This window comes from Nocardia sp. CA-135953, assembly GCF_050955735.1.
In the GTDB taxonomy this organism is placed as follows: domain Bacteria; phylum Actinomycetota; class Actinomycetes; order Mycobacteriales; family Mycobacteriaceae; genus Nocardia.
The window spans coordinates 7,106,924-7,129,491 of sequence record NZ_CP192082.1; the positions used below are offsets into that span (position 1 = coordinate 7,106,924).

Here is a 22,568-nt window from a genome sequence, read left to right on the forward strand (position 1 = left end):
TGCTCAGCCGCGAGATTTCGAACTGCGTGGTGGTGTGTGAAATGGCGCATGCTGCTACCGCAGAGTTGTCGGGAAAACGACGAGGTTCCCCTCGGCAGCGAACGTGGATGTGGAAGTAACAGAACTTGTCATCGTCATCGAATCCGCCGAGTGGACAGCGCCGAGAGCAGCCCGTTCGACATCTACTTCCTATTGCGGCGTTCCTCACGTGCGCCACGGTGACTGCGGCGGTTGTGGTAGCCGCGCTGTTCTCCGCGCCCGCGACGTTCCGTATCCCGCTGGCGGTCGGCAGCATTGTGGCCTCGATCGCGTTGTGCGCCACGGTAACCGCGACGGCGTACTTCTACGGTGAAGCCACGCGAGCCCGCCTGACCATCGCCGCATACGAGGCGGCGGCCACGCAGGCGCGGGAATCCGATAGAGGCGTCGCGATACGCCTGGCCGCCGCGAACGAGGCTGCGGATGTGCACGCACGCGAGGCGAAGTACAACGAAACCCGCCGTGCCGCAGCGATGGCGGCCTTCGCGGGTGCGGCGAGCCGCATGCAGGCGATGACCACCAGCATGCTGGCGGAGTTGCGCGAGATGGAAAACCGGCACGGCGATCCCCGCGTCCTCGAAGACCTCCTGCACCTGGATCACCGCGCCGCGCAGGCGGGCCGTCTCGCCGACAGCATCGCCGTGCTCAGCGGTGCGCGATCGGGGCGCCGGTGGGCGAAACCGATTGCGATGGAATCGATTCTCCGCGGCGCGATGGGCCGCGTGCAGGACTATCAGCGGGTCCGGCTGCGTGCTGTTGCCGTCATCGCGATCGCCGGACATGCCGCCGAGGGTGTGATGCACGCGCTGGCCGAACTCATCGATAACGCGTGCAATTTCTCCCCGCCGACCACCGAGGTACACGTTTACGCCGCCGAAGTTCCGGCCGGTGTCGTAATCACCATCGAGGACAGTGGTCTGGTAATGAGCGAATCGGCGCTGCGGCGGGCCGAACAGGCTGTGTCGGGCGAAAACCGGAACGGACATGACGGCGCCCTGGATCTGTCCTCGCTGAGCGGAACTCGGCTCGGCCTGGCTGTGGTCGGCCATCTGGCCCGCAAGCACGGCCTCACCGTGTCCTATCGCCCGTCCGCGATCGGCGGAACCGCGGTGGTGGTGGTTGTCTCACGAGATCTCACCACACGCCTGGATCGCGCTCCGGGCGCGACGGCAGTACTCACGTTGCCGGAGCCGGTTCCGGTGCCCGCCGCCGCGCCGCCGGAAACTTTGCCCGCTGACGTGGAACCAGTACTGCCGAAGCGGCAGCGGGGCAGCACATTGGCCGCGGTCCACCCCGGCGGGTTGTCCGCGCCGCAGCGCCCCGCGGCGGTGCCCCCGCCCGTGTCGGAACCCGCCGCATTCGGTGCGTTCCAGCGCGCTTTCGCCGCCAAAAGCACCGATACCCCTGCCCCGGAATCACTTTCCCCTTCCTCTGCCGTGGAGAACGATCGATGACAACGTCTTTGCCCTCGCAACTGGGTTGGCTGTTGGAACAACTGCTGGACCGCACGCCCCGGACCCGGCATGCCCTGTTGCTGTCCAGTGACGGGCTGAAGATGTGTCACACACCGGAACTCGGCACCGACAGCGCTGATCAGCTCGCCGCGATCGCAGCGGGTATCCAGAGCCTCTCCCACGGCGCCTCCGTCGAGTTCGGCGACGCTCGCGGCGGGGTCCGCCAATCGATGATCGAGTTCTACGGCGGCATCCTGTTCGTCGTCGAAGCCGGTGCGAGCGCACATATCGCCGTCGTCGCCGCCGAGGACGCGGACGCCGGTCTGGTCGGTCACAATATGCGGGAACTGGTGGAACAACTGAGTGACCACCTCGCGGCCGCGCCGCGCGCCGAGGTACGGGGGTAGTCGTGGCCCGGGCAGGGCGCGACGACGAACCGGACCGCCTATATACCTTGACCGGAGGACGCAGCAAACCGGACTCCGACGCCTTCGACCTGGTAACCCTGGTGGTCAGCGAATGCGATCCGACGCCGGGCATGCAGTCCGAGCATGTGACGATCCTCGATATGTGCCGGGCGCCGACCGCCGTGGTCGAGATCGCTGCCGAGATGCGGCTGCCGGTCGGCATCGCCACGATCCTGCTTTCCGACCTGCTGCACTCCGGCAAGATCACCGTGCGGCATCCGCACGTCAGCTCCACAGTTCCTGGCGCGCCGTGGAATTCGGTGCCCGACTCCACCACCCTCGAGAAGGTGCTCGTTGGACTCCGCAATCTTTGACGCTGCCACGTCGAACGCCAAACCCGCGCGTGCCGACGCGCCGCTGGACAGCACGACTCAGCACGGGTTGAAGATCGTCATAGTGGGTGGGTTCGGCGTCGGTAAGACCACTCTGGTCCGTTCGGTCAGCGAGATCCGCCCGCTCGACACCGAGGCGACGATGACCGACGCAGGCCTAGGGATCGATGATGTGACCGGCGCACCGGGCAAGTCGACGACAACGGTAGCGTTCGATTTCGGGCGGATCACCATCGACGCCGAGAACGTGCTCTACCTATTCGGCGCTCCAGGGCAGGAACGGTTCTGGTTCCTGTGGGACCGTTTGTTCACCGGAGCGCTCGGCGCGATCGTGCTGGTGGACCAGCGCCGCATCGCCGACTCCTGGTATGCCATCGACCGGCTCGAACATCAGCGGACCCCGTTCATCGTGGCCTGCAATAATTTCGGTGCACCAGATCGGCCCGACGAGGTGCGTGCCGCCCTCGATCTGGATCCGCTGGTGCCGCTCGTCGACTGCGATGCCCGTTCCCGTGATTCCGCCAAACGTGTCCTCATCACGCTCGTCGAGCACATCCATGCCGCGTCCTCGAGCATCGCGGTCCCGCATACTCGCCCCACCCCGGAGATCGCGTCATGACCACCTCCAGCGCCGAATCGAGCGCGAGCACCGGCTGTCCGGCACAGCCCAACTCCGCGGCCGTGCCATTGACCGGCCCCCGGTTCCACACCGACCCGCACCATCTCTATCGCGAAATGCGCCGCAACCACGGCCCCGTGGTCGCCGTGGAACTGCCGGGCGGCGTACCGGCCTGGCTGGTCATCGGCTACCGCGAACTACACCAGGTCACCAGCGACCCGGAGCTGTTCCCCCGCGACGTCGGCCTGTGGAACCAGTGGCCGAATATCCCAGAGGACTGGCCGCTGCGCGCGATGTTCGGATCGAGGCGGCCGTCGATCTATTTCACCGTGGGTGCGGAGCACCGCAGGCACGTGGCGATGGTGGAACCCGCTCTGGAGTCGGTCGATCCGTTCGAGTTGCGGCGTACCTGTGAGGATCTGACCGATCGGCTGATCGACGGCTTCTGTGGCAGAGGCAGCGCCGATCTGGTCGGCGAGTTCGCCGCGCTGCTCCCCGTGCTGACCCTCGCCTCGGTCATCGGCTTTCCCGACGAGGAGGGGCCGCAGCTGGCGTGGGCGATGAACGAGATCGCCGACGGTGGGCCCGACTCCCAGTCGGCGTATATGCGGTACCAGGAGCGCATGCGCTATCTACTGGCGGTGAAGAAGGAGCGGCCCGGCGCCGATCTGGTGTCGCGGATGCTGGCTCATCCGGCGACGTTCACCGATGAAGAGTATGTCGAGGACCTGATGGCGGTCACTGCGGCGGCGCACCTGTCGACCGCGGACTGGATCGGGAACTCGGTGCGGCTGATGCTTACCGACGATCGTTTCGCCGCGGCGCTCGGCGGCGCGCGCTCGAGCGTGGGGAAGGCGATGAACGAGGTGCTGTGGGAGGACACACCGACGCAGATCCACGCGGGACGTTGGGCGGCACGCGATACGCGGCTGGGGGAAAAAATCATTCGTGCGGGCGACATGCTGTTGCTCGGACTGGCCGGCGCCAATGCCGATCCACATATCCGCCAGCATCTCGGTGGCGATACCGATACCCACGCCGGCAACAGTGCGCACTTCTCCTTCAGCTATGGCGAGTACCGCTGCCCGTTTCCGGCGCAGCAGATCGCGGAAATCATCGCGAGCACCGGCATCGAGGTGCTGCTGGACCGACTGCCCGACCTGGATCTGGCCGTGCCCGCACAGACCCTGGTCCGGCGACCGTCGGCCTTCTTGCGGGGTATGACTTCCCTGCCCGTCGTTTTCACACCTGTTCGGGCTTTGGGCGGTATTCGGTGAGCCGACCGACGATTTCGGTGGACCCGCCGACCTGTCACAACCCGGGTGGCGGCCGAGCGGTAGGCACCGACGCGATGCAAGCCAGACCTCCCGGTTGGCCATGGCTGGGTGCGGGCCGCGTCGTCTTCGAATTGTTCGCGGGCACACCACTGTTGGTACAGAATTAGCCCGCTCGTATGCCTGCTCATGGCCTCATGTCAGCGGTTGTAGCGCCGATTCCGAGCAGATCCCAGGACGCAGCTGTCAACCGTGCGCGCGAACTCGAGCATTTCGAGCACGAATCGAGCAGATCCAGTAGTATCGCCGCTCGACCCCTTACTCGGATCGTCCGGCACGTTCCTGCCGGTGATGGGATGTGATTTGTCATGGCCACCGTGACCTTCGATAGCGCGACCCGGCTCTACCCCGGCTCGTCCAAACCCGCCGTCGACAAGCTGAATCTGGAGATCGCCGACGGCGAATTCCTCGTGCTGGTCGGTCCGTCCGGCTGCGGAAAATCGACCTCGCTGCGGATGCTCGCCGGGCTAGAGGATGTCGACGACGGACGAATTCTGATCGGCGACAACGACGTCACGCACGCCGAACCCAAGGAACGCGATATCGCCATGGTGTTCCAGAACTACGCGCTCTACCCGCATATGACCGTCGCGGAGAATATGGGCTTCGCGCTCAAACTCGCCAAGGTCGCCAAGGCGGAGAAGGAGCGCCGGGTGCTGGAGGCGGCCGAACTGCTCGACCTCGAGCCCTATCTGGACCGCAAGCCGAAGGCGCTGTCCGGCGGTCAGCGTCAGCGCGTCGCGATGGGCCGGGCGATCGTGCGCCAGCCGCAGGTTTTCCTGATGGACGAACCGCTGTCGAATCTGGACGCCAAGCTGCGCGTGCAGACCCGCACGCAGATCGCCCAGCTGCAGCGTCGCCTCGGCACCACCACCGTGTACGTTACGCACGACCAGGTCGAGGCGATGACCATGGGCGATCGGGTCGCGGTGCTCAAGGACGGTCTGCTGCAGCAGTGCGCGACGCCGCGCGATCTGTACCGGGATCCGGTGAATGTGTTCGTCGCCGGATTCATGGGTTCGCCCGCGATGAATCTGTTCACGCTGCCGGTCGCCGACGGCGCGGTGGAGCTCGGCGGCGCCGAGCTGGCGGTGCCGCGGTCGGTCGCGGATGCGGCGGAGGGTTCGGTAGTGGTCGGGGTGCGGCCCGAGCATCTGGAAATCGGTGGGGCGGTGGACAAGTCGGGCATCCAAATGGAAGTCGACGTCGTCGAGGAGCTGGGCTCGGACGCCTACATCTACGGCCGCACGGTTGCCGAGGGCGCGACGAACGGCGCGGGCGAAACCATTGTGGCGCGGGCGGATTGGCGCAACCCACCGGAGAAGGGCACCCGGGTGCAGTTGACGCCCACACCGGAACACACCTACTTCTTCTCCGCCGTCGACGGTCGCCGCCTGTCCTGAGACCGCTGCGCGTGCACCTTCGGCAATCCGAAACTTCCTAGCGACGGTGCACGCGCAGAAGCGAAGGCCGAGGTGGCGGCACTGCTGAAATCCTTCGGCTGGTCCGATGAGCAGATCATCGACCTGGGCGGCGTCGTGACCGCACGAAGTACCGAACCCCTTGTGCTGCTGTGGGTTCACCTCTACAACAAGTTCGGCACCGAGGACATCAACTACGCGGTTGTCACCGGCTGAGGGACTACTTCGCCGAGCGGATGGCGCGCGAATATTCGGGGTTGAGCCGGACGCCGAGTTCTTCGAGGTCGATCTCGCGACCCGTTTCGCTACGCACCGCCACTCGAACCGGCGCACCGCTGGACTCCTCTACCAGCAGCAGCGGCGCGGGTCCCGGCTGCAGATACGCATCGCCCCACTGCATGAGTGCGAGCACCGCGGGCAGTAGATCGCGACCCATATCCGTCAGCACGTACTCGTGGCGAGTCCGCCTGCCTGCCTCCTGATACGGCCGCTTGGCGAGCAGCCCCGCCTCGGTGAGCTTGCGGAGCTGGCCGGATGCGGCGGCATCGGTGATGCCGACCCGGGCGGCGAAACCGTCGAAGCGGGTGGTGCCGTAGTAGGCCTCGCGCAGGATCAGGATCGCCGAGCGGGTGCCGATGAGATCCATCGCCTTCGCGATCGAGCATTCCGTGGGTTTCCACGCGCTCAGATCTGCCAACGGTCCTTCCATCACGGCTGCCATGACGAACATCATAGCGATATCTGGCTTGAGTCGACTATATCCAGGCGTTAATCTGACTATAAGACAATAGAGCCAGGCGGAGGAGCTCGGCTCACGGTTCGAAGGGAACCACCATGAGAGACGCGGTGATTGTCGAAGCGGTACGCACGCCGATCGGCAAGGGGAAGCCGAACGGGGCACTGCACAATGTCAACGCGGTGGACCTGCTCGCACACAGCCTGCGCGCGGTAGTCGACCGCAGCGGCATCGATCCGGCGCTCATCGACGATGTGATCGGCGGCATCGTCACCCAGATCGGCGAACAGGGCGCCAATATGACCCGGCGTGCGGCGCTGGCCGCGGGTTATCCGGAATCGGTACCGGCGACGACGGTCGATCGCCAGTGCGGCAGCAGCCAGCAGGCCATTCATTTCGCCGCACAGGGCGTGATCGCCGGTGCGTACGACATCGTGGTGGCGGCAGGTGTCGAGTCCATGGGACGAATTCCCATGGGCGCGAATATGATCGGCTCCGAGGACTTCTCCGGCGTCGGCTTCGCCGAGCGTTATCCGGAAGGTCTGGTATCCCAGGGCATCAGCGCCGAACTGATCGCGGCCCGCTGGGGACTGACCCGCAACCAGCTCGACGAATTCGCCCTCGGCAGCCACGAAAAGGCAGCGCTGGCAACGAAGAACGGCTCGTTCGCCGCTCAGCTCGCCCCCATCGCCGGACTGGAAACCGATGAGGGCATCCGGGTCGGCAGCACGCTGGAAACCCTCGGCAAACTGCGTCCCGCCTACTACGACGAGGCCATGGCCGCGCGCTTCCCGGAAATCGGCTGGCAGATCACCGCCGCGACGGCGAGCCAGGTCAGCGACGGCAGCGCCGCGGTGTTGATCATGACCAGTGAACGCGCCGAGGAGCTCGGTCTGAAGCCGCTGGCCCGGCTGCACAGCTTCGCGGTGGCCGGTGACGATCCGCTGCTCATGCTGACCGCCGTGATCCCGGCGACGCAGAAGGTGTTGCAGCGCGCCGGACTTCAGCTCTCCGATATCGATCTGGTCGAGATCAACGAGGCCTTCTCACCGGTGGTACTGGCCTGGGCGCACGACACCGGTGCGGACATGTCGAAGGTCAATGTGAACGGCGGCGCCATCGCCATCGGACATCCGCTCGGCGCTTCCGGCGCGCGCCTGATGACCACGCTGGTACACGCCATGCAGGAGCGCGGCGCACGCTACGGTCTGCAAACCATGTGTGAGGCAGGCGGTTTGGCCAACGCCACAATTATCGAACGGCTCTGAGGCGCCGAGTGCCGCGGCACCGGTCTCGTATCGGTGCCGCGGGCTCAGATCGAAACCAGCACTACCGCGATCAAAAAACCGAGCAACCACGACTCGGCAATCAATGGCACCGCCACCAACGGTGTCCACGCGATGCTGCGCCGGTAGCGGATCTTGTCCACCACCCTGATGCCCACCGCAACCACGGAAAGGGCAATCCCCACCCACGCAACGCAATAGGCGACTGCCAGATAGGGCACACCCCCATCGGGATCGGCATCACGCCCGAGGAGTTCGTACAGCGGCACGGAAGAGGCGACCACCCACCCGAACCCGACCGCGAATACCGACCCGAGCACCACCCGAACCGCATTCGCCAGCCGCGCTTTCCACCGACTCGACCCCACACCCTCAGCATGACCGGTAGATCGGGCTCAGGTTGTCGAACTCGTCCCGCTGGTGCCGGGACTTCGATGTCGACCGCAGCCATCGCCGATTCATCTGGCGATAGCGCAAATATTTTCGATCATGACGTGCCAGATATCGCGTGGGAACGCTCCATGCCCGATCCCTTCGAGCATGGCGAGTTTCGCTCCGGGGATGGCTTCGGCGGTTGCCCGGCCGCCTGCCGGTCTGATCATCGGGTCGGCCGTGCCGTGCAGCACAAGTGTCGGCAGTCGAACCGCGGCCAGCGCTGCGGTCCGGTCCGGTGCCGCCAGCATGGCCGCTTGCTGCCGCAGCTTGCCTGCGGGGTCGTAGGCCCGTTCGAAGCTCATCGCGCCGATTTCGGCGAGCCATTTATCGTCGCGTGGGTACTTGTCGGACGGTGTGCCGATGAGGTTGTAGAGGTCGACGAGTTGTTGTCCGCTCTCCTGTGCGGAGTTCACTGGTTTCCGTAGCAACGCAGCGACTTTCACGTTCGTCCTGACCGTAGCGCGTCCGATGCGAGCGGACGGTGACGACATGATCGAGGTCAGCGAACGTAGTCGTTCGGGATGTTCGATCGCCATAGTTTGCGCGATCATGCCGCCGAGCGAGCCGCCGACCACGTTGGCCGAGCGCCACCCGAGGTCGTCGAGGACCGCGATCGCGTCGCGGGCCATGTCGCCGAGCGAGTACCGCGCCGCGACCTTCGGGCGCACGATCATGGTGAACGGGCTCGGTTCACCGAGGTGAGTCAAATGCGTCGAGAGTCCGGCGTCGCGATTGTCCATCCGCGCCACCCGGAACCCTCGCCGCACCAGCTCGCGGCAGAAGTCATCGTGCCAGAGCAGCATTTGCGCGCCCACGCCCATGATCAGCAACAACGGCTCGCCCGTGTCCGGTCCGAACACCTCGTAGGCAAGTGAGACGTTCCCATTGCGCGCGTGCCGGCGCGTTACTTCGCGAGTCATCTACTGACCCTTTCGGTGGAGTGATATCGACCCATATCTTGACTGTTCACATAAGAACAGTTCTCAAGTGAACAGTCAAGATATGATGTCGACATGCCGCCCCCGACGGATCTCTACAGCGAGTTCGGTTTCTACATTCATCAGGTCGTCGCGTTGATCGACAAACGCGGCGATGCGATGTTCCGACGCAACCTCGGCATCAGCCTGCGACAGTTCACGCTGTTGCGGCTGTTCGACGTCGGCCCCACCGTGCCGTCCCAACAACTCATCGCCGAACGCCTCGGCATTGCGAAGAGTGCGGTCAGCAGGCAGATCGACATCGCACGGCAACGCGGCTGGATCCGAGTCGAGAGCTCGGCCCACTCCCGCAGGCAGAACACCCTCACGCTGACGCCGACTGGGCGACAATTGCTCAGCGAGGCGAAGTCGCTGATCGAGCAGTCCGAGTCATCGGCATTCGACGACCTACCGCCAGCCGACGTCGAAGCTGCGATACGCACCCTGAAAGCGCTGCACGGGAAACTGACAAAGCCGGTATCGGACACTGCCCCACCACCAACCGATTGACATCCCTTGCCAGCTGCGGCAAGCAGGCGGCGACAGCGGGCTCGTTAGGCTGCACGATGATGACCGAAACCTTCGTCTACGCCATTCCGATGCGGACCCGGTTCCGCGGCATCACGGTGCGCGAGGGAATGTTGATCAGAGGCCCGCTCGGCTGGGGCGAGTTCTGTCCATTCCCTGAGTACGACGATCGGGAGGCCGCCGGCTGGTTGGCGACCGCGGTGGAGCAGGTGACGGCGGGCTGGCCAGAGCCGGTGCGGGACAGGATTCCGATCAATTGCACGGTGCCCGCGGTCGATCCGGAGCGGGCGCATGCGATCGTGGCCGGGTCCGGATGCCGTACCGCGAAGGTGAAGATCGCCGATCACCCCGATTCGCTGGCCGAGGATCTGGCGCGGGTCGAAGCGGTCCGGGATGCGCTGGGGCCGAACGGATCTGTGCGCGTCGATGCCAATGCGGTCTGGGATGTCGAGACGGCCGTCACACATATCGAGCAGATCGACCGTGCCGCAGGCGGTTTGGAGTATGTCGAGCAACCGTGCCGCACCATCGAGGAGCTGGCCGCGGTGCGTCGTCGTGTCGAGGTCCGAATCGCCGCCGACGAATCCATCCGCCGCGCCGAGGATCCCCTGCATGTCGCGGTAGCGGGCGCCGCGGATATCGCGGTCCTCAAATGCACCCCGTTGGGCGGTGTCCGCCGCGCACTCGAGGTCGCCGAGGCCGCTGGACTGCCTTGCGTGGTCTCCTCCGCCCTGGAAACCAGCGTCGGCCTGGCCGCCCAACTCGCCCTCGCCGGTGCCCTCCCCGAACTCGAATTCGCCTGCGGCCTGGGCACTTTGTCACTCCTCGAAGGCGACCTCGTACCGGAATCACTGCGCCCGGTCGACGGCTTCATGCCGGTCCCGAAGTCTCCGCCCACACCCGACCCGACCCTGCTCGAGCGCTACCGCCACCCCGACCCGGCACGTATCCGCTGGTGGGAGGACCGACTTACCCGAGTCAGCGCACTGACCCCGCCGAAGTAACAGTGTCGCGAAGGTGGTCGGCAACAGCGAGCAGTGGACCACGTCGAACCCAGCACGCCCAACAGGTCGGCGTTGCGCGACCGCGGTCGCGCGATTTCGACCGTGCGGAGCCGGACACCACAGCCGAGCATCACGAGTTCGCATGCCCAGCCTGACAAATCAGCTACCGGCGTCCATAGGCGCGACCATAAGCAGCAGCGGCATCAGGTTATGCGGACACCGCACCCGAGCATGCTCGACCGCAAAACCAGCCCGGCTTCCGGCCCGATAATGCCATCGACGAGTTCCAAGTAGCGGCTACAGAACTCGGGCCCGTGCGGGGCCGCCGATCCGGCGGCGGGCTCGAGGTGATGGGCCAGTTCGTGCAGAATCACCAATTCGCGCAGTGCCCATGCGGTCGCACCGGCGTACAGCGGAACAGCCAGCACCGCATCGGCGGCCTCGTAATGCGCGGCGGCGCTTCCGGCGCGAGAGCGGACCCGGACGGGCGTCGCGGCGCGGTCCCATTGCGCCCGAATCCAATTGAGACTCAGCACCTTATCGGTGTAGACCTGCACCGATTCGACCGAGGCGAAGCGACGCTCGATCGGCAGCGTGAGGTGTGAACCGTAGAGCTCCACCGTGCGGACACCGTTTTCATCGGCTCGATCGAATACACTCCGCACCAACTGCTCGGCGTCATACACCTTGGCGCGCTGGGTATCTCGTGCACTCATCGGGCTCCGCTCACAGTCCTTCGTCGCCCACGCCGAGTCGGGCAATCGGCATGTCGCGCAATGAATTCGCTCATTTCGACCCACCCGGCAATTGCCCACGCGCAGCACCGAGTTCGGGAGATGTCCCCAGCCGCGCCGCCTTCCCGGCCCGGTCACCTGCACGCCGGGCCGCAGCGCTATGCCCGGCCGACGCCTGTGGGCCGCGCCAGGTGCCGCGGGCATCGGAGGTCTTCTTATAGAAGTCGGTGAGCTCGATTTCCTTATTGCGCAGGGCCAATGCCGTACCCGCCGCCACGGTTTCGGGCACCACCTCGGCCACGACCTCTGCCTTCACCTCGGCCAGGCGGCGGCCGATCCGTGCGGCGAATGCCATCTGAAAGTTCAGCCGCGCGGTAACCGCCGCGACCGGCGTTTGCACGCGCCGCTGCACCTTTCGGCCCCAGTGTTTCTCCGTGACGATCTTGTCGACGGTGGCCGAACGATACTGCCCCGATTTGATGTACTGATCCGACGCACGCACCATCTGCACCAGCAGACTTGCGTAGAGGGCTTCACACGTATCGATATCGGAATCGAAGCCGTACGCGTAAACCTGCGTGGAAGTGCGCGCAACATCGCAGCGCACATCATTGGCCGCGGCGATCGCCACGAACAACTGCACGTAGGTGCGCAACCCCTTCTTGCCCGGTTCGCCGATCGGAATCATCCGCTGCATCGGCGTCGGCCTGCGCTCACGTCCGGCGATATGCGCGCGGGCGACCGCGAGGTCGATCGAGGACCTGGTCGCCAACCGCTGGGCCGCGGCCAGAAATGCCTCGGCCTCGTGCTCGTTATCGGTCGATTCGGCTTGGCGCAGCAACCCACCGATCCGGGTGAGCATCCGGTCCGGGACCGCATTCGGCGAAGTCATCGCCAGTCAGCCTAACGGCATCGCGAGCGACCACCACCGGGCCCGCGGGACCCGGCAGCCGGCCGACCGACACCGCCCATCGCCACAGATCCGGCGGAAAACATTCGACCGCAGGCGATCGGGCCATCTGCCCGGCAAAATGTCGAGGCTACGAGCGACTGTGACGTCGCCGCGCCAGCGTCCGCCCCCGCCGGAAAGTGCCCCTGTTACGGGCACAATCGCTGCGTCGCATATAACAACCATGTATCTTGCCTTGTGCACCGGCAGGGTGTGCTGCTGCTCACGTCTCGACCCCTTGGAGTGTTCGCGATGGCTTTGAAAAAGGTGACGTCCCTACGTTCGTCGCTCGTACCACGAGCGGCGTTGGCAGCCGCCTCGGTTGCGCTGCTGACGGCGACGTTCACCAGTGCCTGCTCCAGCGACAACGGCGGCAATCCATCCAGCCAGAACCTCACCGGCCGCGGCCCGATCACCTACGTCGAGGGCAAGGACACCACCGAAACCGGCGCGGTCAAGCAGCTGATCGAGCGCTGGAACGCCTCGCACCCGGACGAGCAGGTCACCTTCAAAGAGCAGTCCAACGACGCCTCGCAGCAGTACGACGACCTGGTCGAGCACATGCGCTCCAAGCAGTCCACCTATGACGTGGTCGCCCTTGACGTGCCGTGGACCGCGGAGTTCGCCGCGAAGGGCTGGATCCAGCCACTGAAGGACACCTTCGCCATCGACACCTCGGCCCTGCTGTCCCCTACGGTCGCCAGCGCCACCTACAACAACACCCTCTACGCCGCGCCGCGAAACACCAACGGCGGCTTGCTGTTCTACCGCAAGGATCTGGTGCCGAATCCGCCCAAGACCTGGAGCGAGATGCTGGCGCAGTGCCCGATCGCCAAGCAGAACAACATGGGTTGCTACGCGGGCCAGCTCGCACCGTACGAAGGCCTGACGGTGAACGCGGCCGAGGCCATCAATGCCTACGGCGGCACCTTCGTCGGCGCGGACGGCAAGACCCCCACCGTGAACACCCCGCAGGCGCGCGCCGGACTCGCGGTGCTCGTCGACGCCTACAAGCGCGGCGATATCCCGAAGGAAGCCATCACCTTCAAGGAGCCGGAGAGCGCCAACGCCTTCAACACCGGCAAGCTGCTCTTCATGCGCAACTGGCCGTCCACCTTCGGTGACGCGGGCGCGGAATCCTCCGCGGTCAAGGACAAGTTCGGCGTCGCGCCGCTGCCCGGCGAGAACGGCGTCGGCGCATCGACCCTCGGCGGCTACAACGCGGCAATCAGTGCGTTCTCCAAGAACAAGGCCACCGCGCTCGACTTCCTGCGCTACCTGATCAGCGAGGACGCCCAGCACATCGTCGCGGCCGGTGCGCTGCCCTCGGTGCGCGCGTCGATGTACGACGATCCGGCGCTCATCGCGAAGATGCCGTACCTGCCCGCGCTGAAGGATTCGATCGCCAACGCGGTGCCGCGTCCGGTCACCCCGTTCTACCCGGCGGTGTCGAAGGCCATCCAGGACAACGCTTATGCTGCGTTGAACGGAACCAAGTCCGTCGACGACGCGATCAACGGTATGCAAAAGGGCATCGAGACAGCCGGGTCGTAGCGAGTACAAGAGCGGACCCGACCACCCCGTAGGAGAGAGAAACGGTGTCGGATCCTTCGGGAACGGCCACTCGCGTGCAGAGCGACGGCGATCAGCCGACAAAGCGCGGATTCGGTGGCACCTTGGCGTTGGAGTTGCGGCGTTCCGGTAAGGCGTGGCTGTTCGTCACGCCCGTGCTGATCACCCTGGCGGTGGTCGTCGGCTATCCGGTCTTCCGCGCGTTGTACATGTCGTTCCAGAAGGATCCTGGACTCGACCCGGCGACCGGCATGTTCGTCGAGGGCGGCGGCGCAGGCTTCTCGAACTACACGCACTGGCTGCTGCAGCAGTGTCAGGCGGCCGGCGAGACGGTCTCCTGCCCGACCGGCAACCTCGGCTCACAGTTCTGGCTGGCCATCGGCGTGACGCTGTTCTTCACGGTGATCACGGTGACCCTGGAGGCCACCCTCGGCCTCGGCATGGCCATGGTGATGGGCAAGACCTTCAAAGGCCGCGCCCTGCTGCGCGCGGCGGTGCTGGTGCCGTGGGCGATTCCGACCGCGGTCACTGCCCGGTTGTGGGAGTTCATGTTCCAGTACGACGGCGTGGTCAACCGGATCTTCGGCACCCACGTGCTGTGGACCTCGGAGGCCTGGCCCGCACGGTTCGCGGTCATCGCCGCCGATGTCTGGAAGACCACACCTTTCATGGCATTGCTGCTGCTGGCCGGTCTGCAGGTGATTCCGGCCGATGTGTACGAGGCCGCCAAGGTCGACGGCGCGTCGGCCTGGCAGCGCTTCACCCAGATCACGCTGCCGCTGCTCAAGCCCGCGCTGCTGGTGGCGGTGCTGTTCCGGACCATGGACGGACTGCGCCTGTACGACCTGCCCGCGATCATGACGCTCGGCAATCCGTCCACCCGCCCGATTTCGGCGCTGGTGGTCGAACAGGTCCGCCAGGGTCCCAACAGCGCGGCGGCACTGTCGACGATCACCTTCCTGCTGATCTTCGCGGTGGCGTTCCTACTGGTAAAGGTCTTGGGCGCCAATGCCGTTCGGACCCAGGAAGAACAGCGGGAGGCGCACTGATGACCACCGTGACCACCAAAAAGCCCGCGGCACAGACACCTTGGAGTAAACGGCTCGGTTCGGTTCGGCTGTATCTGGGTGCGCTGATCGTGCTGGTGTGGGGTCTGGCCCCGTTCTACTGGATGGCCGTCACCGCATTCCGCGATCCGGACTACACCTTCGACAACACCCCGTGGCCCACTCACGTCACCCTGGAGAACTTCCGCAACGCCTTCGACACCAGCCGCGGCAACGACTTCAGTAAGGCGCTGCTGAACAGCGTGATCATCGGCGCGGTGACCACGGCCGTCGCGCTGGTACTCGGCGTGCTCGCCGCATACGCGCTGGCGCGGCTCACCTTCAAGGGCAAGTACCTGGTCTCCGGGCTCATCCTGTCCGCGTCGATGTTCCCGGTGGTCGTGTTGGTCACCCCGCTGTTCCAGCTGTTCACCAACCTCGGCTGGATCGGCGAATACCAGGCGATGATCATCCCGAACATCTCGTTCGTGCTGCCGATGACCGTCTACATCCTGGCCTCGTTCTTCGCCGAACTGCCGTGGGAACTCGAGGAGGCCGCCCGCATCGATGGCGCGACCAAGATGCAGGCGTTCCGTCTGGTCATGCTGCCGTTGGCGGCGCCTGCGGTATTCACCACCGCGATCCTGGCGTTCATCGCCTCGGTCAACGAATATCTGCTGGCCCGACTGCTCTCCAGCGATAAGACCGAACCGGTGACCGTCGCGATCGCGCGCTTCTCCGGCAACAACCCGCTCGTGCAGCCCTACGCCGCGATCATGGCCGCGGGCACGATGGTCACGATTCCGCTGGTCATCATGGTGCTGCTGTTCCAGCGCCGGATCATCTCCGGTCTCACGGCGGGTGGCGTGAAGAGCTAGTACGCCTGTCGCATGGGTTGAATCCCGTTGCGGCGGTAATACTCGGCGTATACGATCTCTGGTCATTTCCGATCGTGTCCTGTGCAGGTGAGTTTTACCGACGCTCCGGGAGGAGATGATCGTGAGCTCGTTCGGCAAGAGGCGACGCGGCGGCAGTCGCCGGGGCAAACCGACGCAGGCACCCTATGCCTCGGTCGCGGGATTCAGCGAGCACAACTTCGGGACGTCACGACGCAAGGACAAGCCACGACCGCCCGGCTCCTCGAAACCGCCCCGGCCGCAGCCCACCCCGCCGAATCGACCACAGCGCACCAGGGGCGAACGCTTCCGACGGCTACTGCTCGCCCTGTTCATCACCTTCGTCGCGGTGCCGTCGCTGCTGTTCGTGCTGGTCTACTGGAGCGCCGAAATCCCGGATCCCGACTCGGTGCAGACCAATCAGATCGCCACCATCCTGGCCGCCGACGGGACCACAGTGATCGCGAAAGTTGTGCCGCCCGATGGCAACCGGATTCCGGTACCGCTGTCGGAGGTGCCGAAACCGGTGCGCGATGCGGTGCTATCGGCCGAGGATCGGAACTTCTATACCAACCCCGGCTACTCGACCAGCGGATTCCTGCGCGCCGCGCGGGACAATATCCTCGGCAAAGAGGATGCGGGCGGCGGTTCCACGATCACTCAGCAGTATGTGAAGAATGCCTTCCTCGGCTCCGAACGCACCCTGACGAGGAAGATGCGCGAGCTGATCATCGCAGCCAAAATGGCGCGGCAATGGAGTAAGGACGACATCCTCGCCGCCTACCTCAACACCATCTACTACGGGCGCGGCGCGTACGGGATCTCGGCAGCCGCGAAGGCCTACTTCAACAAGTCGGTGCCGGAGCTGACGCTCGCCGAAGGGACGGTACTGGCCGCGGTCATCCGCACCCCATCGATCCTGGATCCGGAAACCCATCTCTCCGATCTGACCGCGCGCTGGAAGTACGTGCTCAACGGCATGGTCGAGATGGGTGCGCTCGCGCCGGGCGACCGAGATGCGACGGTATTCCCGCAGATCGTCCCCATCACCGAAATTCCGGACGTCAACGCGGCCCGCGGGCCGGAGGGCCTGATCCGCAGCCAGGTGCTGCGGGAACTGCGCAGTGCGGGCATCAGCGAGCGGGAACTGAATACCGGTGCATTGCAGATCACCACCACCATCGATACCAAGGCACAGCAGACCGCACTCGACGCGATCCACGATCGACTCGACCCGCAACCGCCGGAACTACGTGGCGCGGTGGTTTCGATAGACCCACATTCCGGCGCGGTGCGCGCCTACTACGGCGGCGCCGACGGTTTCGGCTTCGATTTCGCACAGGCGCCACTGCAGACCGGCTCGGCATTCAAGGTCTTCGCGGTGATCGCTGCGCTGCGGCAGAGTATTCCGCTCACCCGGATGCTCGACAGTTCACCGTTGACCGATCGCGGTAACACGATCACCAATGTGGACGGCGAATCGTGCGGCAAATGCACCATGGCCGAGGCGCTGAAGCGCTCACTGAACACCAGTTTCTATCGACTGACGATGTCGATGTCCGACGGCCCCCAGGCAATTGCCGATGCCGCCCATCAGGCCGGTATCCCCGAAGAGATTCCAGGCGTGGCCGGTAAGACCCTCACCGAGGACGGCGGGCATCCACTGAACGGAATCGTGTTGGGCCAGTATCTGGTTCGCCCCATCGATATGGCGTCGGCCTACGCGACGATCGCCAATTCCGGTGTCTACCACCAGCCCTACTTCGTGCAGCGAGTGGTCGCGGGCGACGGCCGCGTCCTGCTGGATCGGGGCGGACCCGACAAACAGGCCGGCAAGCAACTCCCGCCCGGCCAGCAGCGCATACCGCGCGGCGTCGCCGACAGTACCGCCGGCGCGATGATCCCGATCGCCGCATACTCCAACGGACACAGCCTGTCCGGCGGGCGCCCCTCGGCCGCCAAGACCGGCACCACCCAGCTCGGTGAGTCGAAAGAGAACAAGGACGCGTGGATGATCGGTTTCACCCCGTCGCTGTCCACGGCGGTCTGGGTCGGCACCGAACAGTCCCAGCCCATCGAAACCGCGCGCGGCACCGACATCTACGGCTCCGGCCTGCCCGCCGATATCTGGAAGCAGGTGATGGACGGCGCGCTCGACGGCACCCCGATCGAGCAGTTCCCGGCGGCCGGTTCGCCGGGCAGCCCGCCGACCACGAGCAAACCCTCCGGCGGCAGCTACGACATCCTGAACCCGCCGACCAGCACCTCCTCCGCACCGATGATCATCATTCCACCCGCCCCGGAGCCCACGAAGGAAGTCGAAATCTTCCCCGGATTCAGCATTCCGGTGCCGGGCTGAATTGATGGCCGCGCCTTCGGCGCGGCGGGTTCGCGGCCCCCTGGTGTCTCGCGTCCGAGCCGTCGAGACTCGCGACTTCGTCGCATGCGCTTCGACGGCTCGGACGCGAGACGGGCCGCGAACGGTCGCTCGTAGGACTCGCTCCGTAGTGGTTGGGAGGGCTTGGATTCTTACTGCTTCAGTACTTCTGGTGACTATCGAGGGTCGCTCGAAGTACCTCGCGATGCGGCGGCAGCGCGACTCGGACGGGAGATGCGACGCGAACGGTCGCTCGTAAGACAGAGCTCCGTGGCGGTCGAAAACGACGGGCGTTCAGCACCTGATGCACGCATTGAGACTCACGCCTGCGGCGCATCGCTTCGACGACTCGGACGCTGAAACAGGCCGCGAACGGTCGCTCGTAAGGCTCGCTCCGTGGTGGTTGGGGAGGGCTTGGATTCTTACTGCTTCAGTACTTCTGGTGGTTATCGAGGGTGGCTCGAAGTACCTCGCGATGTGTCGGGAGCGCGACTCGGACGGGAGATGCGACGCGAACGGTCGCTCGTAAGACAGAACTCCGTGGCGGTCGAAAACGACGGGCGTTCAGCACCTGATGCACGCATTGAGACTCGCGCCTACGGCGCATCGCTTCGACGACTCGGACGCTGGAACAGGTCGCGAACGGTCGCTCGTAAGACAGCTCGGTTGGGTTGTGGCGAACTGACAACGTGCTGGTACTCGGTTCGCTGTGAATGTGCGTCGACCGGGGCCATGGGAACGGATGACGTGGCAGCATCGTTTGCCAGAGTGAAGTGAGCGCGCGCGCCGGAACCGAGACCAGGCCGACGCGGACGTCGCGAGATCGATGAGGAAGGATATGCGCTCGAGCGACGACACGGCGCGAGCGTCAGGCCCGGAAGTAGCTTCCGTGGCCACGGGGGCCCGGGAGCGCCGCCAATTGGAGACAGACTAGACATAGGGGCACGCCGGTGGATTTCAATGTCGTTGACCGTCCCGAGACGCTCGTGGCGGGCACAGTGCTGCGCAGCCCGGCGCTCGCGGTCGAGGGACCGCGCCGCGCCAAGGTCGAGGAGGCGTGGAAACGCAATCTGGCCCGCAAGCTGCCCGGCCCGCCGACCACCGCGTACGTGGACCACGCGCCGGAGATCAACTCCTACCTGACGCATATCGTCGGCTACCGCTGCCACACCATCGCGGATCTGCTACCGGGCGATGTGCTCGCCCGAGTACCCGCGGGACGGTTCGCCCGATTCACGCTCAGTGGCGACAATCTCGGCGACACCATCGTGACCATCTGGCGGGCGGTATGGGATGCCGAGGCAGCTGGACGATTGCTGCGCGCCTATACCGGTGACGTGGAACATTATCCGGACGCGCGTACGGCCGAAGTATTCGTGGCGCTGGCAAACGAACCGGTCGACGGTTAGGAACAGCTGTGGACTTCGAAATTGTCACATTGGACGAAAGCCTGGTCGCCGGACTCACCGTCCCGCTGGCCGGACGCGAGGTGACCGCCCGCGACCTGGACCTGGTGAACTTCACCTGGGACCGGTATCTCGCGCGGGAGAAGAATGTGCCGCGGGTCGCGGCCTATATCGGCCAGAACGATCACGCCGTCGCGATTCTGGGCTACGAGGTCACCGAGATGGACGATATGGATGCCGGTGATGTGCTGACCCGGATCCCGACCGGACGGTACGCGAAATTCGTTGTCTCCGACAAGCCCTACGATCTGCTGCGCACCGCATGGGCGCAGGTCCGCAAGGCCGAGAGCGCGGGCACCATCACCCGCTCGCACACCGCGGAACTCGAGCGCTACACGGGGCCGACCTCCGTCGAGGTCTACGTTTCGCTCGACTGAGCAGATCGACGGCGATGCGGGCCGGGGACGGAATTCCGTGCCCGGCCCTTTTGCGTGCCCGGCCCTTTGCGTGCCCGGCCCCGCCGGCGCCGCGGCAATCGGGCGGGGCAGGCGCCGCGGCAATCGGGAGGGTCTCGCAGCGGCGGAGTTGGGCGAGGCATTCGTCATCGTGCTCGGGCATCCGACCTACTACCCGCCCTTCTGCTTCGGTACGGCATCGGCCTCAGCATCGAGGTACCTGACGAGGCCTTGACAGCGCTCACGCTCGATCCGGCGCGGCCGCTACCGCGCGGCACGGTGCGCTACGCCGCGCCATTCGGTATCGACCAGCAAGAACGCCACTACCGAGGGGGCGCTCGACTTCCCACCCTCGGTCTACCTGCGAAAACAGTGCCTCATTGCGCCGACGACTATGCATGTTTATATCGCTCCGATATAGTGGAAAGTCGCATCCATCGGTTAGGTCTGCACACGCAGTCATCTGCACACACAGTCAGGGGGGTGAAGCTCGATGCTCGAGCTGGCAATCCTCGGGCTGCTCCTCGAAGTGCCCATGCACGGTTACGAGCTGCGCAAGCGGCTGACCGGATTGCTCGGGCCGTTTCGGGCCTTCTCCTACGGATCGCTCTATCCGACGCTGCGTCGCATGCAGACCGATGGGCTGATCGCCGAGGAGAACGTCGCGGGCGTCACCCGTCGTGCGCGACGGGTCTATCAACTGACTCCGGCCGGGCGGGAGCGGTTCACCGAACTGCTCGCCGATACCGGACCCCAGAACTACACCGACGACGGCTTCGGCGTCCACCTGGCGTTTTTCAGCCGCACCCCCGCGGAAGCGCGGATGCGGATTCTGGAGGGCAGGCGACGGCAGGTCGAGGAGCGCCGAGAGGGTCTGCGGGAGGCGATCAAGAAGGCCAGTGGCTCGCTGGATCGCTACACCCGCCAGCTCCACCAGCTCGGTCTCGAATCAAGCGAGCGCGAAGTGCGCTGGCTCAACGAGTTGATTGCGGCGGAGCAATCGACGAAGGCGGCACCACAGAAAGAGGGAAATATCGGCCATGAGTGAAGACAACAAGGCGGACAACGCCACCACCTCACCCACCCCGTCGGCTTCGCCTGCGGCCATCCCCCAGGTGCGCGTCGCCATCGTCGGCGTGGGTAACTGCGCTTCCTCGCTGGTCCAGGGCGTGCAGTACTACAAGGACGCGGACGAGACCTCCACCGTCCCCGGCCTGATGCACGTCAAGTTCGGCCGGTACCACGTGCGCGATGTGAAATTCGTCGCCGCGTTCGACGTCGACGCCAAGAAGGTCGGCTTCGACCTGGCCGAGGCGATCTTCGCCAGCGAGAACAACACCATCAAGATCTCCGACGTACCGCCGAGCGACGTTGTCGTGCAGCGCGGTCCGACGCTGGACGGTATCGGCAAGTACTACGCCGAGACCATCGAGCTGTCCGAGGCGCAGCCGGTCGACGTCGTGAAGGTGCTGAAGGACAACAAGGTCGACGTCCTGGTGTCCTACCTGCCCGTCGGCTCGGAAGAGGCGGACAAGTTCTACGCCCAGTGCGCCATCGACGCCGGCGTCGCCTTCGTCAACGCGCTGCCGGTGTTCATCGCCTCCGATCCGGTGTGGGCCGAAAAGTTCACCGAGGCAGGCGTTCCCATTGTCGGTGACGACATCAAGAGCCAGGTCGGCGCCACCATCACCCACCGAGTGATGGCCAAGCTGTTCGAGGACCGCGGCGTGCAGCTCGACCGCACCATGCAGCTGAACGTCGGCGGCAATATGGACTTCAAGAATATGCTCGAGCGCGAGCGCCTGGAGTCGAAGAAGATCTCCAAGACCCAGGCCGTCACCAGCAACCTGAAGAAGGAACTGGGCGCCAAGGATGTGCACATCGGCCCGTCCGATCACGTCGGCTGGCTCGACGACCGCAAGTGGGCCTACGTGCGTCTCGAGGGGCGCGCCTTCGGTGACGTACCGCTGAACCTGGAGTACAAGCTCGAGGTGTGGGATTCGCCGAACTCGGCGGGCATCATCATCGACGCGGTGCGCGCCGCGAAGATCGCCAAGGACCGCGGCATCGGCGGCCCAGTCCTCCCGGCCTCGGCCTACCTGATGAAGTCCCCGCCGAAGCAGCTGGCAGACGATATCGCGCGTGCGCAGCTGGAAGCGTTCATCATCGGCGCCGAGTAATCGGTCCCATCGATGCGAGAAGCTGGGGCGGAGAATGATTCTCCGGCCCAGCTCGTCTGTATCGCAACCGAGGGCAGCGTGGGCCGTGCCGACCGTTGCCGCTGGAATCATGCCGATCAGCACGGCCGCAGAGACAAGCCCTGATCGCGCAAACTGGTCTTCAAAGGTAACCCTCGATGTATCACCGGACCTTCGATATCCTCGCCGGTCAGTCCGTGACCGGCGACGCTGCCCGAGCGCTGATCCGCAAGGCGGTGGAGGCCGGATAGGTCTTCGTCTTGTCTGTTCGGGCGCGGTTGATGTGCACCGCATTCCGCGCTG

Annotated in this window: 23 protein-coding genes; 18 read left to right on the plus strand and 5 right to left on the minus strand. The window is 65.3% G+C overall.

Annotation, left to right across the window (positions count from 1 at the left end):
• The first annotated feature begins 218 nt into the window (after nt 1-218).
• The 7 genes from ACQPXH_RS32285 to ACQPXH_RS32315 all read left to right on the plus strand — a co-directional run bounded on the left by ACQPXH_RS32285 (nt 219) and on the right by ACQPXH_RS32315 (nt 5,882).
• Nucleotides 219-1,493 carry a sensor histidine kinase gene (locus tag ACQPXH_RS32285; RefSeq protein WP_433600174.1) on the plus strand — a complete coding sequence of 425 codons (1,275 nt, stop codon included), beginning with the start codon at nt 219-221 and terminating at the stop codon, nt 1,491-1,493.
• Nucleotides 1,490-1,900 carry a roadblock/LC7 domain-containing protein gene (locus ACQPXH_RS32290; protein ID WP_433600175.1) on the plus strand — a complete coding sequence of 137 codons (411 nt, stop codon included), beginning with the start codon at nt 1,490-1,492 and terminating at the stop codon, nt 1,898-1,900. Before ACQPXH_RS32285 ends, ACQPXH_RS32290 begins: the two co-directional genes overlap by 4 nt.
• Before the next feature lie 2 nt (nt 1,901-1,902).
• Nucleotides 1,903-2,274 carry a DUF742 domain-containing protein gene (locus ACQPXH_RS32295; RefSeq protein WP_433600176.1) on the plus strand — a complete coding sequence of 124 codons (372 nt, stop codon included), beginning with the start codon at nt 1,903-1,905 and terminating at the stop codon, nt 2,272-2,274.
• A 67-nt stretch (nt 2,275-2,341) separates the two neighbouring features.
• Entirely contained in the window at nt 2,342-2,911 is a 570-nt protein-coding gene (locus ACQPXH_RS32300; protein ID WP_433603662.1) for a GTP-binding protein, read from the plus strand.
• Nucleotides 2,908-4,188, plus strand: a complete 1,281-nt coding sequence (locus ACQPXH_RS32305) for a cytochrome P450 (protein WP_433600177.1) — start codon at nt 2,908-2,910, stop codon at nt 4,186-4,188. The genes ACQPXH_RS32300 and ACQPXH_RS32305 overlap by 4 nt, the downstream gene beginning before the upstream one ends.
• 365 nt (nt 4,189-4,553) lie before the next feature.
• Complete coding sequence (locus ACQPXH_RS32310) at nt 4,554-5,648, plus strand: ABC transporter ATP-binding protein (protein ID WP_433600178.1); 1,095 nt, start codon at nt 4,554-4,556, stop codon at nt 5,646-5,648.
• A gap of 72 nt (nt 5,649-5,720) precedes the next feature.
• Entirely contained in the window at nt 5,721-5,882 is a 162-nt protein-coding gene (locus ACQPXH_RS32315; RefSeq protein ID WP_433600179.1) for a hypothetical protein, read from the plus strand.
• 4 nt (nt 5,883-5,886) lie between these two features.
• Here the strand turns inward: ACQPXH_RS32315 and ACQPXH_RS32320 are convergent, their stop codons facing one another.
• Nucleotides 5,887-6,399 carry a winged helix-turn-helix transcriptional regulator gene (locus ACQPXH_RS32320; RefSeq protein ID WP_433600180.1) on the minus strand — a complete coding sequence of 171 codons (513 nt, stop codon included), beginning with the start codon at nt 6,397-6,399 and terminating at the stop codon, nt 5,887-5,889.
• A 101-nt stretch (nt 6,400-6,500) separates the two neighbouring features.
• Here ACQPXH_RS32320 and ACQPXH_RS32325 point away from each other — a divergent pair, with 101 nt between their 5' ends.
• A complete protein-coding gene (locus ACQPXH_RS32325) occupies nt 6,501-7,670 on the plus strand; it encodes a thiolase family protein (protein WP_433600181.1) in 1,170 nt (389 codons plus the stop codon).
• Between the two features lie 44 nt (nt 7,671-7,714).
• Here ACQPXH_RS32325 and ACQPXH_RS32330 read toward each other — a convergent pair whose 3' ends face one another.
• Both ACQPXH_RS32330 and ACQPXH_RS32335 read right to left on the minus strand, forming a co-directional pair.
• Entirely contained in the window at nt 7,715-7,972 is a 258-nt protein-coding gene (locus tag ACQPXH_RS32330) for a hypothetical protein (protein ID WP_433600182.1), read from the minus strand.
• A gap of 174 nt (nt 7,973-8,146) precedes the next feature.
• Nucleotides 8,147-9,043 carry an alpha/beta fold hydrolase gene (locus ACQPXH_RS32335; protein ID WP_433600183.1) on the minus strand — a complete coding sequence of 299 codons (897 nt, stop codon included), beginning with the start codon at nt 9,041-9,043 and terminating at the stop codon, nt 8,147-8,149.
• Nucleotides 9,044-9,136: 93 nt separating this feature from the next.
• Between ACQPXH_RS32335 and ACQPXH_RS32340 the strand changes: the two genes are divergently transcribed.
• The gene (locus ACQPXH_RS32340) at nt 9,137-9,610 is read left to right on the plus strand and encodes a MarR family winged helix-turn-helix transcriptional regulator (protein ID WP_433600184.1); all 474 of its coding nucleotides are present in this window, start codon (nt 9,137-9,139) and stop codon (nt 9,608-9,610) included.
• 56 nt (nt 9,611-9,666) lie between these two features.
• Complete coding sequence (locus ACQPXH_RS32345; protein WP_433600185.1) at nt 9,667-10,632, plus strand: o-succinylbenzoate synthase; 966 nt, start codon at nt 9,667-9,669, stop codon at nt 10,630-10,632.
• 203 nt (nt 10,633-10,835) lie between these two features.
• Here ACQPXH_RS32345 and ACQPXH_RS32350 read toward each other — a convergent pair whose 3' ends face one another.
• Together ACQPXH_RS32350 and ACQPXH_RS32355 are read right to left on the minus strand one after the other, a co-directional pair.
• Entirely contained in the window at nt 10,836-11,348 is a 513-nt protein-coding gene (locus tag ACQPXH_RS32350) for a TIGR04338 family metallohydrolase (protein WP_433600186.1), read from the minus strand.
• A 70-nt stretch (nt 11,349-11,418) separates the two neighbouring features.
• Complete coding sequence (locus tag ACQPXH_RS32355) at nt 11,419-12,258, minus strand: DUF2786 domain-containing protein (RefSeq protein WP_433600187.1); 840 nt, start codon at nt 12,256-12,258, stop codon at nt 11,419-11,421.
• 309 nt (nt 12,259-12,567) lie between these two features.
• Here ACQPXH_RS32355 and ACQPXH_RS32360 point away from each other — a divergent pair, with 309 nt between their 5' ends.
• The 8 genes from ACQPXH_RS32360 (at nt 12,568) to ACQPXH_RS32395 (ending at nt 22,247) form a co-directional block, all read left to right on the plus strand.
• A complete protein-coding gene (locus ACQPXH_RS32360; RefSeq protein WP_433600188.1) occupies nt 12,568-13,869 on the plus strand; it encodes an ABC transporter substrate-binding protein in 1,302 nt (433 codons plus the stop codon).
• 44 nt (nt 13,870-13,913) lie between these two features.
• Nucleotides 13,914-14,936 carry a carbohydrate ABC transporter permease gene (locus ACQPXH_RS32365; RefSeq protein WP_433600189.1) on the plus strand — a complete coding sequence of 341 codons (1,023 nt, stop codon included), beginning with the start codon at nt 13,914-13,916 and terminating at the stop codon, nt 14,934-14,936.
• Complete coding sequence (locus tag ACQPXH_RS32370) at nt 14,936-15,811, plus strand: carbohydrate ABC transporter permease (protein ID WP_433600190.1); 876 nt, start codon at nt 14,936-14,938, stop codon at nt 15,809-15,811. Before ACQPXH_RS32365 ends, ACQPXH_RS32370 begins: the two co-directional genes overlap by 1 nt.
• A gap of 115 nt (nt 15,812-15,926) precedes the next feature.
• Entirely contained in the window at nt 15,927-18,188 is a 2,262-nt protein-coding gene (locus ACQPXH_RS32375; RefSeq protein ID WP_433600191.1) for a transglycosylase domain-containing protein, read from the plus strand.
• 968 nt (nt 18,189-19,156) lie between these two features.
• Nucleotides 19,157-19,615, plus strand: coding sequence for a GyrI-like domain-containing protein (locus ACQPXH_RS32380; RefSeq protein WP_433600192.1), 459 nt, complete (start codon nt 19,157-19,159; stop codon nt 19,613-19,615).
• Between the two features lie 8 nt (nt 19,616-19,623).
• Nucleotides 19,624-20,049 carry a GyrI-like domain-containing protein gene (locus ACQPXH_RS32385; protein ID WP_433600193.1) on the plus strand — a complete coding sequence of 142 codons (426 nt, stop codon included), beginning with the start codon at nt 19,624-19,626 and terminating at the stop codon, nt 20,047-20,049.
• Between the two features lie 511 nt (nt 20,050-20,560).
• Entirely contained in the window at nt 20,561-21,115 is a 555-nt protein-coding gene (locus ACQPXH_RS32390; protein WP_433600194.1) for a PadR family transcriptional regulator, read from the plus strand.
• Nucleotides 21,108-22,247, plus strand: coding sequence for an inositol-3-phosphate synthase (locus ACQPXH_RS32395; RefSeq protein ID WP_433600195.1), 1,140 nt, complete (start codon nt 21,108-21,110; stop codon nt 22,245-22,247). Before ACQPXH_RS32390 ends, ACQPXH_RS32395 begins: the two co-directional genes overlap by 8 nt.
• The last annotated feature ends 321 nt before the right edge of the window (nt 22,248-22,568 follow it).